A 14402-nucleotide genomic window follows, 5' to 3' on the forward strand; every position below is an offset into this window, starting at 1 on the left:
AGCGGGCGAGGCGTCCGCTCCCACGCTGTTCTTTTGCGCCGCACCAGGGTGCCTGCGCACGCAACCGGCAACCCGGCCGCCGACGCGGTTATACTTGCTGCTTCCCCGTTTCTCGACACGCACTGGCCATGAGGCGATTACTTTGCCTGATCGTCCTGCTGCCGGGTCTGCTTGCGCAAGCGTGGGCTCAGCAAAGCCCCGTCACCAGTAGCAGTCCCGGCACCGGCTCGGACACGATCTCCGCATACCTGATGCAACGGTTCGGCGTGGCGAAGGAAAAAGCGGCGCAGATCTCCGCGGCCGTCACCACGGCTGCCGAAAAATACTCTCTCCCCCCTGCCATTCTGCTGGCGATCATTTCGACCGAATCGCGCTTTCGCGAAAAGGCGCACGGCGCCAACGGCGCGACCGGCCTGATGCAGGTCGTACCGTCGGCACACCGGAATCTCCTGCGCCATGTAAAGGATCTCACTAATCCGGACGTGAATATCGATATCGGCTCGTCGATCCTCTACGGTTACCGCCAGTCAGCCGGCGGCGACCTGAACGCAGCCATGAAGAGCTATGGCGGGTCGATGGCCTACGCGCAAAAAATCCAGTCGCGCGCGGCGGAATTCAACCGCCTGTTCGAGACGCCGGCGGCGGCGCAGCCCGCATCCGACGGCGCCGAGGCTTCGGCCGTGCCGGCCGTGTTCGTCGTTCCGCCCGCCTTCAACGCTTCGGCGGCGGCGGCTTCGTCCGCTGCGGATGCAACGACTGCCACCGCCGCACAGTCCGTACACTGAGCACGCCTGCGCCGCACGCAATGATCACGCGGGACTGAGAGAACGACTGAGGCGTACCGTCTCGCCAACATGCCGGGCACGCAATGGCCCGGCATGGCGCATCCAGACGACGCTCAAGCTTCGGCGGCCGGGGGTTCCTGCGGAGTGTCCGGCGCGTCCGGCGCGGCCAAGTCGTGCACCGCCGCGGCCTGAGCCGGCGCTTTCGCATCGGCCTGCTCCGGTTCTGCCTGGCCGGCCGGTTGCGGTTGTGCCGCAGCCTTGGGCGGCTGTTCCGCCCCCGCTTCCCTGGCTTTGGCCTGTGCCTCGGCCTTCGCCTTCTGGCGGGCCAGCGCCGCGTTGGCGCGGCCGACGTGCGACGGATCGATGCCCGGGCCCGCCGAAGCGCTGCCGTCCAGCTCGTAACGGGAGCCGCCGGCCGCGACGCGCTCGTGATAGCGCGGGTGGTTGACGTGGCGCTTGAGCACCGCGACGATCAGCGTGCGCTCGTACTCCGGGTGACGTGCGACAAGGTCTTCCGCCACGCCGATCTTCAACGGCAGACGATCGCGAAACGCCGGGTACAGTTTCGCAAGCACGTTCCAGACCGTATTGAGCTGGCGGTTGCGCTCGATGCGCGCCTTTTCTTCCTCGGTCAGGTTGGCTGCCGGCTGCGCCGCGCGCACGGGGCGCTGGCGCTGCTGGGCGGGCCGCTGGCCCGGCTGCTGTGCGCGCCCTTCCCGCGCCTCCTTCGGCGGACGGGGTTTGGCCCCTTGCGGCCGGCCGCCCGGCTGCTGCGGCCGGGCGCGGGGGCGAGCGTCCTTCGCGTGCGCGGCAGGCCCCTTGCGCGCGGGCTTGCTTCCCGGCGTTTCCGGCGCTGGCGGCGTTTCTTCGGGACTTTGCCCCGAGCCCTTCCCCATGCTCTTCTTGATTTCCTGCAGACCTTCCTTGAAGCTCAGGGTGCGGCGTTGTTGCGATGCGGCTTTCACGTCCAGATCTCTTCCTTATTGGATCGGACGCTATGATACCGAATCGCGAGCGGCATTTCTGGCACGCCGTATTGTGCTGCGCATATTGATACCCTGGTGAGGTTCGGAAAGCGGAAAACAAGGCATGCCAGGCCGGTTGCCCGGTATCGATGGAAGCGGCACAGTCACGCCTCGCTTTTCCGCGGCATCGGCCCCGCTTCCTTTCCGTACCGATCCCCTTCGATCGCCCCAATCCATGACCACTTCCCCCGCTTCGATCCGCGCCATCGTCACCGGACACACCCGCGGTCTGGGCGCCGCGCTAGCCGAACTCCTGCTGGCGCGGGGCATCCGCGTGCTGGGGCTCGGGCGCGGCACGAATACGGCGCTTGCCGCTCGCCACCATGCCGCGCTCGTCCAGACGCCACTCGATCTTTCCGATACCCCCGCCATCGAGCGCTGGCTCGCCACCGACGCGCTACGTCGCTTCACCGCCGAAGCCCATTGCGTGCTGCTCTTCAACAACGCCGGCATGGTGGAGCCGATCGCGCCGTGCGGCGCGCAGGCAGCGGATGCGATCGCACGAGCAGTCGCACTCAATGTCACGGCCCCGCTCATGCTCGCGAACGCCGTCGCTTCCCAGGCGGCGGCGAGCCCCGAAGCCGAACGCCGCATCGTGCACGTGTCGAGCGGTGCAGCGCGCAATGCGTACGCGGGCTGGAGCATCTATTGCGCGACCAAGGCGGCGCTCGATCATCATGCGCGTGCCGTGGCGCTCGATGCGCCGCAAGGTGTGCGCATCTGCAGCGTGGCGCCTGGCGTCGTCGATACGGCCATGCAGGCAACGATCCGCGCCACGGCCGCCGACCAGTTCCCCTCGCGTGAACGCTTCGAACAACTGAAGCAGAACGGCCAGCTTGCAACGCCCGAAGCGGCTGCCCGGCAACTCGTCGATTACGCGTTGAGCGACGCCTTCGGTTCGACGCCCACGGCCGACGTCCGCGAACTCGCGAAAGCGTAACGAGGCCGCGCCAGCCCTCGCCTTCAACGCGGGCCGCTCACGCCTGCTTCAGGTGAGCGCCATGCGCGGACGCGCGGCCTTCAGCCAGCGCGCGCCGCCGGCCAGCGTGACGAGCGCGCCGATGGCGAGCAGATCACCCGCGAGACGGGCAGGCAAGTAGGTGTCCAGATGCGAGGCGCGCAACAGCGTGTCGACTACGTTCGATGCCACGGCACCGCCCACGAAGCACACGAGCCCCTGCTGCCCGACGCGGACGATGGCCGGCAGATATTCGGCCAGACGCCGAACCCACCCCAGCCGCACCGCCTGCGCGGCGAGCCATGCAACGGCGCCGAAGCTCACGATGCGAAGGCTGGCGAGATTCTGCTTCATGTAGCCCGGCTGCGGGTCGATCTCCACGAACAGCCGGATGAACGCGAAACTCGCGGCAATCGCAATCGCGACGGCCGTGATCGCGCATCCGGCACGCGATATCTGGAAGGCGTGCGACACGGGATAGAGGCGGCACAGTATTCCGAGCACGAACATGGCCTGCCACGCGAACGGATTGAACGGCCAGATCACGCCAGGTGCGGCAGGCAACCCGTTCGCGAGCCAGCACGACGCGAACCAGATGCCGAAACTGCCGAGGAGCGCGAGATCCGGCGAGCGGCGCGCAACCGACATGATGAACGGCAATGCCGTCACGAGCACCACATACATCGGCAGCACACCGGCTAGATACGGCTGATCGCGGAACAACGCGATATTGGCAAGCATCGTGAAAGGATGCGCGGCAAAGCGCAAAAAGCCCGAACCCGCCACGAGGGGCGAATTCACGTGCAGAAGCACCGCCGCCGCCCCCGAGAGCAACATGAGCACGGCCGTGCAGAGATAAGCCGCATAGATTTCCCGGCTGCGCCGCCAGAAGCGCTGGTTGGCCGCCTCGACGCCCTTGCGCGCGGCGAGCGCGAGCCAGCTTGCCGCACAGACATAGCCGCTCACGAACACGAAGACTTCCGCCGAATCGCAAAAGGCGAAGGTATGCAGCATTCCGTGCGAGAGCACGCTCGCCGGAATGTGATCGAGTGCTATGGCGATCAACGCGAATCCACGTAAAAAGTCGATTTCGATCGATCGCTTCGCCGTCTGACTCATCAATGAAAGCTCCCGTTCGGGTCGGTAAAGACAATGGAAAGATGGTGGCGGCATGCGAACGGTCATGCGGCGCGCAACCGAAAATTTATAAGGATGCCTGATAAATGACGATTGACCTGGCTATGCGAACGCTCTTTCCTCGCACCCGCCGTAAAAGGGCCGTGTAATGACCCGCGAGCGCGAGCGATCCACAATGCGACTTTAATGCCAGAAAATTGGCAGGTGTGGCCTGGTAACGACCCGTAGCAATTCTCTGCCGCGCGACACTGTGCCGAATGGGCCACGCCGTTCGCTACCCCGTCGCTCGCGAAGCCAGCCGCCATGCCGCTCTTCGCAATTCGGGCAATCGTCGCGCAAGACGTTTGCTCGGTCTGCCGGCCGGTATTCGTTCCTGTCAGGTTCCCGAGGATCGCCCGCGCGTGCGCGCCGGTTCGGTGCGTACGCCGCCCAGCGAAGAATCGCTCGCACGTTCGCGGTGCCAGATCACGCACGTTCGAGTCCGTTACGCGGAAAGGCTTCCGTAAGCAGAAAGAGTGCTGCATCCTGCATTGACGGCGCCCCATCGACGAGGTTCCCCAACCTCTGCAAGCTTGCGCTTAGGCGCGCGCGATCCGCAACAATAGAGTCCGTCAAAGGCACCGGCTATAAGTCGCCGGCCATGAAAACTCGTGCCCGATTTCCATCGTCATAAGAATTAGGAATGCAAATCAGTTACATCACCGGCTGTCTCTGAAGATTTGCCATACCCTCCCCGGTCATAATTCGGCTTCCCTCCTCCAAAGTTTGCCGTGTTTCAGTCGTTCACATGCCTCCGATATGCAGGCCTTTGCCTACAGCTACCTTGTCGCTGTCGCCGACGGGCGCCTGCACGTCCTCCAGCGTGCGCTTGCGTGTCTCGACACCGAGCGCGGCAAGCACGAGCGCGAGCAGCACGAACAGCGCGCCGATGAACGATACGACACCCATCAGCCCCGCAAGCGCGTAGACGTTCGCGACGACGTACGGTACGCCGACGTTGACGAAGCGGCCGGCCGCGTTGCAGAGCCCGACTCCACGCAGCCGCAAGCGTGTCGGGAACAGTTCGGTGACGTAGCACGCCACGCCGAGCGCCGACGTCACATAAATGCACGTGGTAACGCCGAAGCCGACCAGCGCGATCGAAACGGGCGCCTTCACGAACGGGTAGGCAAAACCGGTCAGTGCGCCCGCGAGCGAGAAGATCACGAGCCCCCACTTCCGCCCCAGGCGATCCGCGATCGCCATCGCGATGAGCGAGCCCGCAGGGCCGCCCGCAAACATCGCCGAACTGATGAGCAGCGAGCTGGAAATGCCGAAGCCCTGCTTGACGAGGAAGGTCGGCACCCATGCGACGAATGCGTACATCGCCGTAAACGAGATGCAGATCACGGCGATGCCGACAACGGTGCGCGAGAGCTGCTGCGCGCTGAACAGGTCGCGCAGACGGCCAGGCACCTCGTCGTCCTGCCGCGCGGCGACGGCCGGCTCCGCGCGGACCCGGCTTTGCGACTCGATGCGCTCGACGACGACCCGCGCCTCGTCGTGGCGGCCGACCGCCGCGAGCCAGCGCGGCGATTCGGGCATCGACTTGCGCAGATACCAGATTACCAATGCGCCGAGGCCCGGAATCGCGAACATCCAGCGCCAGCCGAAGTGCGGAATGATCAAGTAGCTCGCGGCGGCGGAAACGAGCACCGACGAGTTCGTGATCAGGTTCAGCAACGACGCGAAGCGGCCGCGCGCGTGCGCGGGCACGAACTCGTTGAGCGTGCTGTAGCCGACGACGATCTCCGCACCGAGCCCGATGCCCATCACGAAGCGCAGCACGACGAGCCATGTCATCGACGGCGCGAGTGACGCCGCGAGCGACGTGATGCCGAACACGAGCAGGTTGAACTGGTAGGAGAAGCGCCGGCCGAAGCGGTCGCCGACGACGCCCGCCCCCCATGCGCCGAGCGTGAGACCCGCGAAGCCCATGGAGATGAACAGCGCGTTCAGATGCAGGTCGGACAGGCCTTGATGCACGAGCGCGCCGAGCACGCTGCCGGTCAGGAAGTTGTCGAACGCGTCGAAGAACATCCCGCCGCCGATCAGGCCGAGAAGACGCCAGTGGAACGGCCCGATCTCCAGCGCGTCGAGGCGCTGTGCCGCGTTTGCTGCGTGAGCCGACATGATGTCTCCGGTATCGTTATCGTTACATGCCCTCGCCGCCGCGGCCCGCCAGGGCCGCGACAATACTGCCGGCGCGCTACTCGAACGCCTTCTGCGCGGCAAGGAAGATCGCCTCGATCAACGGCTCCTCGCGGCGGCGGGCCAGGGTGAGGAAAGACAGCGGGATTTCGATGGGCAGCTCGCGCGAGATCGCGATCCCGTGCTTCTGCGCCTCGTCGACGGCAACCGACTCGCGCGCGAGCGACAGGCCGACCCCGGCGCGCACGAGTTCGACCATCGATGCCTCGAGATCCACCTCCGCCGCGATATGCGGCCGCGCGCCGGCGGCATCGAAGGCGTCGCTGAGCAGGCGGTGGTGCATCGAAGTCGGCGGCGTCCAGATCCACGGCAACGCAGCGAGTTCGGCCCAGCCACGCCCGCTGATGCGCTCCTGCCACCCCTTCGGCGCGATGACGTAGTACTTGAGCGGCATGAGCGCGACCGCATGCAGTTCGACCCCGTCCATCTGGCTCGGGGTGCCGAGATAGAAGCCGACGTCGAGCGCGCCGCTGCGGATCTGTTCGAGAATCTGCCCGGTCATCGAGTGGCGCAGGCGCGTGCGCACTTCCGGGTAGTGACTCGCCATGTGCTGGAGAATCGTGCCGAGACGGATGGTCGGCGGATTGAGAATCGTACCGATCGAGATCGTGCCGCTCAGCACGGTCAGCATGTTGCCGGCGGCCGCCTCGAAATCGCCGATCGCGTGCAGGATCTGCTCGGCGTAGGGCAGCAGCTTCAGCCCATCGGCGGTCAAGGTGAGGCCGCGTGGCGAGCGCTGCAGCAAACGCAGGTTCAACTGGTCCTGCAGACTCTTGAGCTGCAGGCTCACCGCGGGCTGGGTCAGATGCAGCAGGCGTGCCGCTCGCGTGAGGCTCCCCTCGCGGGCGACCGCGACAAACGCGCGGACATGCTGAAGATCATGAATGGCCCGGCTCGAAGGCGGGGCAGTCGGAATGCGGGAGGAAACGGTCATGGGCAGGGGCGCGAGCACCCGGGCACGCGGCAACGGCAGAGCAATCGCGCCTTCGCTCATGGCGGCCTCTTCCGTGTCAGGCATCACCGGCCTCGGCGAGGATACGGCGCGCCTGCGCGAGCACGGGCGCGTCGACGAGCCTGCCGTCGACCCTCGCCGCGGCGCCCGTGGACGCCGCCTCGCACACGCGGCGCGCCCATGCCACCTCTTGCGGCGCAGGTCCGAGACCGCGCTGGACGGCCTCGATCTGGTTGGGATGCACGCACAGCTTGGCGCCGAACCCGTAGGCACGCGCTCGCCGCACTTCGTCGTCGAGCATTGCCGCATCGTCGAGCGTCGTGCAGACGCCGTCGACCGCCGGGATCAACCCTGCCAGGCGCGAATACAGCAGGATCTGGGCTCGATAGTAATTCAACGGCTCGCCCGTTTCATTGGCGCCCAGATCGAACATCAGGTCGACCGTGCCAAGCATCAGCCGGAACACCCGTGGCGCGCGCGCCAGCGGCGCGATGTGCTCGAAGCCCAGCGCCGACTCCATCAGCAGATGCAGCGCCCAGCCCTGATGTTGCCGTGCAATGCGCGCAATGGCGTCCGGGTCTTCCGCCTTCGGCACGACAATGCCCGCGAGGCCGCCGCCGAGCGCCGCGCAGGCGTCGAGATCGGCCTCGTACCCGTCGGTACCGCGGCTGTTGATGCGGACGAGCACCTCGACGCCGCGTTGCCGTGCGGCATCGAAGAGCGCGGGCATCGTTGCGGCGAGCGAGGCGCGCGCCTCGTTCTTGCGCGCGGGCTCGACGGCATCCTCCAGATCGACGATCACGGCGCCCGCGCCGGAGCGCGCCGCTTTCTCGAAGCGCTCCGGGCGGGTGGCGGGTGCGAACAGATAGGAACGGGTCAATTCGGACATGGTGGACAAAAACTCCTTGCTCGATGCGGTTCGCCCCGGCCCGGTCAGATCACGCCCGCCGTGCGCAGCGCGGCAAGGTCGGAATCTGTGAGGCCAAGCAGATTGCGATAGATCTCGTCGTTGTGGCTGCCCAGTGTGGCGCCGAGCCATTCGACGCAGCCCGGTGTGTCGGACAGCTTCGGGATCACGTCCGGTACGGCCACCTCGCCTGCGCGCGACGGCATCACGCGGATATTGCCGCGGGCTCGGTACTGCTCGTCCTCGAAGATGTCGGCAACGCTGTAAATCAGGCTCGCCGGCACGTCGCCCGCATCGCAGGCGCGCAGCACCTCGCCGTGCTCACGCGCCCCCACCCATTCCTGTACGACGCGATTGACCTCTTCGATGTCGGCAACGCGATTTGCGACGTGGCCCCAACGCGATGCGTCGGCAAGCTCCGGTTGCGCCATCACGTTGGCGAAGCGTCGAAAGATCTTGTCGTTCGTGCAGGCGATCGCGATCCAGCGTCCGTCGCGGCTGCGGTAGTGCGCGTGCGGGGCGACGTTGACGGCGTTCGCGCCCATGCGCTCGCGCACGCGGCCGAACTTGTGATAGACGGGCACCATCTCGTCGAGAACGCGGAACATCGATTCATAGAGCGCGAGATCGACGCATTGGCCCCGGCCCGTGCGCTCCCGCGCCTGCAGCGCGATCAGCGCGCCGATCGCGCCGTACATCCCCGAGCCGTAGTCGGCAAGCGACGTCGAACCGGGCGTCACCGGAATCCGGTCCGGCTCGCCCGCCAGGTAGGCGAGCCCCGAAAACGCGTGCGCGACCCTGGCGAAGCCCGGCTTGAAGCGACTCGGACCGTCCTGGCCATAGGCCGAGATTCGCACGAGGATCGTGCGCGGGTTCATCTCGTGCAGCGTCTCGAAGTCGAGCCCCCACTTCTCGATCACGCCGGGCCGGAAGTTCTCCACGACGATGTCGCAGGTGGCCGCCAGTTCGCGCAGCATGGCCTGGCCGCGCGGGTCGGCGAGATTGAGGCTCACGCATTTCTTGTTGCGGCTCTCGGTGAGCCACATCAGCGTATCTCCGCATTCCGTTGGCGTACCGAAGCGGCGCAGCGAATCGCCGCTGTCGGGCGGCTCGATCTTGATGACCTCGGCGCCGAACTCCGCGAGGATCGTCGCACAGAAAGGGCCCGCGACGAAGGTTCCGAGATCGAGCACCCTGAGGCCATCCAACGCTTTCATGACTGTTCCTGTTCCGTTGTTCTCATGCGTCGCATCGTCCGCGTTGGTCATGCCAGCGTCCATTGAAATATTCAAAACAACGACATAAGCGCCGCAAAATAATGCGCCGCAACAGATGAGAGGCAAACGATGAACCGCCCGACTGGCATGGCACGAAAGGATTTCATCGGATCACGCGGCCCGGCCTCTTTTCGCATCGTCCGGAATCCGGGCACTGCAATCTCATATACTTTCGTCAAGTACCGATTGCGGCCGCCCTCGCCGACGTGCCGTCTATTTGCTCTCAATTGCCGGAACGATAGCGACGCTTTCGACATGGATTCTGTTTTCCTACAGCAATATTGCGAGATCCAGTTCAAGGAAGCTCAACAGGCCTATCAGTCGGGCAAACTCGACGCTGCCGCGCAGTTGCTCGAACGTCTCGTCGCCGTCAATCCCGCGCATGCCGATGGCTTGCACTTACGCGGTCTGGTTGCCTTGGCCGCGAACCAGCCTGCCAGCGCAGAAGCCTGGATCTCGCACGCAATCAATGCCTTCCCCAATCCGGCGTTCTACAACAGCCTGTGCATCGTCCAATTGACGATGAAAACGTTCGCCGCGGCGGCACGGAGCGCCCGGGAAGGATTGGCGAGGCAACCCGGCTTCGCCACGCTTCACTACCACCTGGCGCTTGCCCTTCAGTTCGAGGGGAATCTGCCGGATGCCGCCTTTCACTATCGCAAGGCCGTTGAGCTTGATCCCGGCAATTCCGAGGCGCACAACAATCTCGGGACTGTCCTGAATGACCTCGGGGATTCGCAGGCGGCCCTGCGGCATTTGCGGCAAGCCGTTGAACTTGCGCCGAACGTTCCGGCGGTACACAACAATCTGGCGAAGACACTTCTGTCGTTAGGCGAAGTGGATAGCGCGGAATCGCACTTCCGGCACGCGATTGCAGCCGACCCGGAAAATTTTTCGTACTCCCGACTTCTGGTTGAAACGAAACGCCTGGCCACCAGCGATCCGTGCGTCATTGCCATGGCCGAGCGAGTCAACCATACCGACTCGTTAACACCGTCCAACCAGATGCATCTGCACTTCGCATTCGGGCAGGCACAGGCGGACAACGGAAACCATGAACTGTCGTTCGAACACTTTCAGAAGGCCAATGCCCTATATCGAGCCAGCATTCGCTACGACGAAACATCCACGCTCAACCTGCTCAGGCACATCCCCGGCCTGATCACGTCCGGGCTGCTGGAAGCCCGTCGCGGCACAGGCGACCCATCCTGCTCCCCGGTCTTTATCGTAGGCATGCCACGCTCAGGCTCAACGCTGGTCGAACAGATACTTTCCAGCCATCCCCGGGTGTTCGGAGCCGGAGAGCGACCTGACTTTGAAAAAGCGCTGAAGGCACGAACGAGCCAAGGAAGCAGGATCGACGTCGACGCGCTCCGCGCCATGGCCGCCGCGCCATTGACTGAGATTGGGCACGATTATGTGCACCGTATACACACGGCCGTTGCCAACGCTAACGACTATCTTAGGATTACAGACAAGTATCTTTTCAATTTTATCTATCTAGGCATGATTCATATGGCCTTGCCGAATGCCAGGTTTATTCACATCCAAAGGGATCCTGTGGAAACCTGCCTGTCGATCTATTCAAAGCTGTTCGGCGATGTCCCGTTTGCCTACGACCTGGGCGAGCTTGGCCGCTACTATCATGCTTACGCCGACTTGATGTCGCATTGGCGGGGCATCTTGCCGGAGGGCACCCTGCTCGAAATCCGCTACGAAGATCTGGTCAAGGACTTCGAGCACAACGTCCGCCGGATGCTCGATCACTGCGGACTCGCCTGGGACGAACGCTGCATGCAGTTTCATCAAACGAGGCGCCAGGTCTTGACCATGAGTGCCCAGCAGGTTCGCAAACCGCTGTTCGGATCTTCGTTGCGGCGTTGGCGGCCGCCCCAGTCATTGTTGCAACCTCTTCTGGACGGCCTCGCGAGCAACCGAAAGGCGTAGCGAGGCTGGTTCAACGTAGATCAGGTGGACACAATGCTTTCCGGAGCTTTATCGCCCCTCAAGACGGGTTGCCCTGGCGCTTACACTCTGCTCGTTCCCCGCAGGAGACATACATGGCAGAAACATGGCAGTTCCAGGTTCGGATCACCGTCGTGCCCGAGCTGGCCGAAGCGTTGCGGGCGCGCGAACACCATGCGGGGCGCGATTTGCTCGAGGCTGTCTTGCGCGAACGCAACGCCGCCTTGCAGTGCCAGTTCGATGCATTCGTCGAATACGTCGAAGAGGCGGAAAGCGCGGGCCTGGACCGGTATCCGCTGTATCAATGGACGAAGGATACGATCGGCAACCCCGAGAAAAAGGCGAAATATCTGAGGTCGTTTACGGTGTACGTGAGCGGTGAACCGGTCTACGCCAGGGAAACCGCCGACTGGCTGCATGCGCGGCTATCGGATCTCACAGGCAAGGCGGGCATCGAAAGCGTGAGCCGGTTCGATACGAACCCGGCCAACAACCCACAACCGCCCATGAGGAAGTGATCCGGAAACGGGTTCCGCTGCATCGCACAATGGCGACGAGCCAGCCCAGGCTTCGGCAGACGGCCGGAGGCTACCCCCTGAGCCTGCGCCGGATAACGCAGGAATCTGCGCACAAGTTGCAGGCCGCTTTCGCTAGAATCTGTTTTCGTAGAGAAAAAGCATATTTGCGTTGTTGCAGCGGTATCCCGTCACGAATACTGCTCATATTGTTCATCCTTTACCGGAGGCGAGCGTGCCAGGTTTACTTCCCCATGTCGACCCCGAGGGGCTCCTCGAATATTCAGTGGTTTACACCGACCGCTCGATCAATCATATGTCGCACCTCTTTCAAGGTGTCATGCGCGACATTTCCGACGCCCTGAAAAAAGTCTACAACGCGAAGTCCGCCATTGTCGTTCCGGGCAGCGGAACGTTCGGCATGGAAGCCGTTGCCCGGCAGTTCGCGACCAACAAGAAGTGTCTGGTCATTCGCAATGGCTGGTTCAGTTTCCGCTGGTCGCAGATTTTCGACATGGGCGGCATTCCGTCCGGGTCGATCGTTTTGAAGGCGCGTCCGGTCCAACCAGGAAGGCAGGCCGCCTACGCACCGCCCCCGATCGAAGAAGTGGTCGCGGCAATCAGGGAAAACAAGCCGGACTTGGTCTTTGCGCCGCATGTCGAAACCGCATCCGGGATGATGCTGCCCGATGGCTATTTGCGTGCGGTATCCGACGCGGTGCACGAGGCCGGCGGCATGTTCGTCCTGGATTGCATCGCCTCCGGTACGGTCTGGGTCGACATGCAGGCCAGCGGCGTCGACGTCCTGATCAGCGCGCCGCAAAAAGGATGGAGCGCCTCACCCTGCTGCGGGCTGGTCATGCTCAGCCCCCTCGCCCGGGAAAGAATCGATGCAACAACCAGCACCAGCTTTGCCTGCGATCTTCGCAAATGGCTGCAGATCATGGAGGCCTATGAGAACGGCGGGTTCGCCTACCACGCCACGATGCCCACCGACAGTCTCGCGACGCTGCGCGACGTGATAAAGGAAACGCAGGCATACGGCTTCGATAAGGTGAAAGACGAGCAGCTTGAGCTCGGCAAACGCGTTCGCGCGCTGCTGGCAGACCAAGGTTTCAAAAGCGTGGCGGCCGAAGGTTTTGAGGCTCCGGGCGTGGTGGTTTGCTATTCGGACGACGACGGCATACGGTCCGGCAAGAAATTCGCCGATGCAGGCTTGCAGATCGCGCCCGGCGTTCCTCTGCAATGCGACGAGCCTGACGATTTCAAGACTTTCCGCATCGGCCTATTCGGTCTCGACAAATTGCACGATGTTGAAGGTGCGGCCGCCAGGTTCGCCAAAGCGTTGGACCGCATTCTTTAGTTCGCTTTTCCGGAGCCTGTGCGCATGGGCTGCCCTTGAACTGCAATTGCAACCGCATCGGCAGGAAATGGAGCAGCCCCTGTCATGGGAACCGCGTCAGAAACCGATGGGGACAGGCGGCGCGGCCCTCAGTGCCTGCATCATCAGAGCCAGTGCCGCCCTGTCAGCGGCCGGATCGGCCGGAATGCGTCCGTCGAGCGCCAGTGTCGCCAATCCGTGAACCAGTCCCCAACAAGCAAGCCCCCCCGCCTCGACCTGGTGCGGCGCCAGTTCGGCTATGCGTCGCGCCATCAACGTATAGGCTCCCTGGCAATCCCCAGGCGGCAGGTCTAGCCCTGCCCCATCCGCGAACATCAGCCGGAACAGCGCAGGATGTGCGCGGGCGAAACCCACATAGGCCAAGCCCTGCGCTGTCAATGCTTCGCCCGGATCGTCCGCCTCGTCGGCCCGCGCGGTGTCCGCCTCCAGCATGGCGAAGCCCTTGAGCGCGACGGCGCCCATCAGCGCCGCCTTGTCTTCGAAATGGCGATAGGGCGCCATCGCCGAAACCCCTGCCGCCCGCGCCACGGCACGCAGGCTGACATCGCTTTCGCCCTGTTCGAGCAACGCCAGCGCGCAATCGACCAGCCGGTCGGGAAGGGACAAAATGGAATCGCTCATCGCCTGTTTACACTGTAATCATCCGGGACTATGCTTACAGCGTAAACATCAAGGAGTCGCCATGCAAGCCTCCGCTACCCGAAGGTCCGTCGACCTCAGCGCCTATCCGGATCTCGTCGTCATCATTTTGGGCTTTCGCGTCCGTCGGTTGCGGGGGATCGCCACCTTGCTCGGCATCGGCAAAGGCCTGCGGCAGATCGAGTCAGCCCCACCGCCGGGATTGTTGTGGAGCGAGCCGTTCCTCTTCGCCCTCAACCACATCGGCATCCGCCAGTACTGGCGCAACCTCGAAAGCCTCGAGGCTTTTACCCGCAGCGAGCCCCATTCCCGCTGGTGGCGCGACTTCCTGCGCGACAGCGGCGGCGCGGGCTTCTGGCATGAGAGCTATAGCCGGCAGGGAATGGAGGCGGTCTATATCGACATGCCCGGCCCCTTTGGCTTCGGCCGCTTCGCGCCGGAGCGCCGTCCGACCGGACCTTTCATGAGCGCGCGGCAGCGAATGGCGGCGGATTAACCCCGTCGCCTCGCCTTCGGCAAGTTCGTTCTCCTTCGCCAATTTACTTGACATCTAAAATATTTCGACCTAAATTGATCCTGAAGCGAGAACA

At 64.0% G+C, this 14402-nt stretch carries 13 protein-coding genes; 6 read left to right on the forward strand and 7 right to left on the reverse strand.

The features are described from left to right. Positions 1–128: 128 nt before the first annotated feature. Entirely contained in the window at positions 129–785 is a 657-nt protein-coding gene (locus V8683_RS13220) for a transglycosylase SLT domain-containing protein (RefSeq protein ID WP_411190872.1), read from the forward strand. A gap of 113 nt (positions 786–898) precedes the next feature. Here the strand turns inward: V8683_RS13220 and V8683_RS13225 are convergent, their stop codons facing one another. Next, the gene (locus V8683_RS13225; RefSeq protein WP_411190871.1) at positions 899–1750 is read right to left on the reverse strand and encodes a ProQ/FINO family protein; all 852 of its coding nucleotides are present in this window, start codon (positions 1748–1750) and stop codon (positions 899–901) included. A gap of 235 nt (positions 1751–1985) precedes the next feature. On the opposite strand from V8683_RS13225, the gene V8683_RS13230 reads away from it, so the two are divergent. Then, positions 1986–2750: an SDR family oxidoreductase gene (locus V8683_RS13230; RefSeq protein WP_411190870.1), complete on the forward strand. Its 765-nt coding sequence runs from the start codon at positions 1986–1988 to the stop codon at positions 2748–2750. 48 nt (positions 2751–2798) lie between these two features. Here the strand turns inward: V8683_RS13230 and V8683_RS13235 are convergent, their stop codons facing one another. From V8683_RS13235 to V8683_RS13255, 5 genes are all read right to left on the reverse strand, one after another. Next, a complete protein-coding gene (locus V8683_RS13235; RefSeq protein ID WP_411190869.1) occupies positions 2799–3887 on the reverse strand; it encodes an OpgC domain-containing protein in 1089 nt (362 codons plus the stop codon). A gap of 801 nt (positions 3888–4688) precedes the next feature. Beyond that, positions 4689–6077 (reverse strand): MFS transporter, encoded by a 1389-nt coding sequence (locus V8683_RS13240; protein ID WP_411190867.1) that lies wholly within the window; start codon positions 6075–6077, stop codon positions 4689–4691. A gap of 76 nt (positions 6078–6153) precedes the next feature. Further along, positions 6154–7089, reverse strand: a complete 936-nt coding sequence (locus V8683_RS13245) for a LysR family transcriptional regulator (protein WP_411192487.1) — start codon at positions 7087–7089, stop codon at positions 6154–6156. Positions 7090–7165: 76 nt separating this feature from the next. Continuing rightward, entirely contained in the window at positions 7166–7996 is an 831-nt protein-coding gene (locus tag V8683_RS13250) for an HpcH/HpaI aldolase/citrate lyase family protein (protein WP_411190865.1), read from the reverse strand. Positions 7997–8040: 44 nt separating this feature from the next. Beyond that, entirely contained in the window at positions 8041–9231 is a 1191-nt protein-coding gene (locus V8683_RS13255) for a CaiB/BaiF CoA transferase family protein (protein WP_411190864.1), read from the reverse strand. 129 nt (positions 9232–9360) lie between these two features. Between V8683_RS13255 and V8683_RS13260 the strand changes: the two genes are divergently transcribed. The 3 genes from V8683_RS13260 to V8683_RS13270 all read left to right on the forward strand — a co-directional run bounded on the left by V8683_RS13260 (position 9361) and on the right by V8683_RS13270 (position 13134). Next, positions 9361–11238 carry a tetratricopeptide repeat-containing sulfotransferase family protein gene (locus V8683_RS13260; RefSeq protein ID WP_411190862.1) on the forward strand — a complete coding sequence of 626 codons (1878 nt, stop codon included), beginning with the start codon at positions 9361–9363 and terminating at the stop codon, positions 11236–11238. A gap of 113 nt (positions 11239–11351) precedes the next feature. Beyond that, positions 11352–11774, forward strand: coding sequence for a hypothetical protein (locus V8683_RS13265; protein ID WP_411190860.1), 423 nt, complete (start codon positions 11352–11354; stop codon positions 11772–11774). Between the two features lie 232 nt (positions 11775–12006). Further along, positions 12007–13134: an aminotransferase class V-fold PLP-dependent enzyme gene (locus tag V8683_RS13270; RefSeq protein WP_411190858.1), complete on the forward strand. Its 1128-nt coding sequence runs from the start codon at positions 12007–12009 to the stop codon at positions 13132–13134. A 96-nt stretch (positions 13135–13230) separates the two neighbouring features. On the opposite strand, the gene V8683_RS13275 is transcribed toward V8683_RS13270, so the two are convergent. Continuing rightward, positions 13231–13794 (reverse strand): TetR/AcrR family transcriptional regulator, encoded by a 564-nt coding sequence (locus V8683_RS13275; protein ID WP_411190856.1) that lies wholly within the window; start codon positions 13792–13794, stop codon positions 13231–13233. Positions 13795–13855: 61 nt separating this feature from the next. Between V8683_RS13275 and V8683_RS13280 the strand changes: the two genes are divergently transcribed. Beyond that, positions 13856–14308: a monooxygenase family protein gene (locus tag V8683_RS13280; protein WP_411190855.1), complete on the forward strand. Its 453-nt coding sequence runs from the start codon at positions 13856–13858 to the stop codon at positions 14306–14308. Positions 14309–14402: the final 94 nt, after the last annotated feature.

The organism is Paraburkholderia sp. AV2 (genome assembly GCF_054968425.1).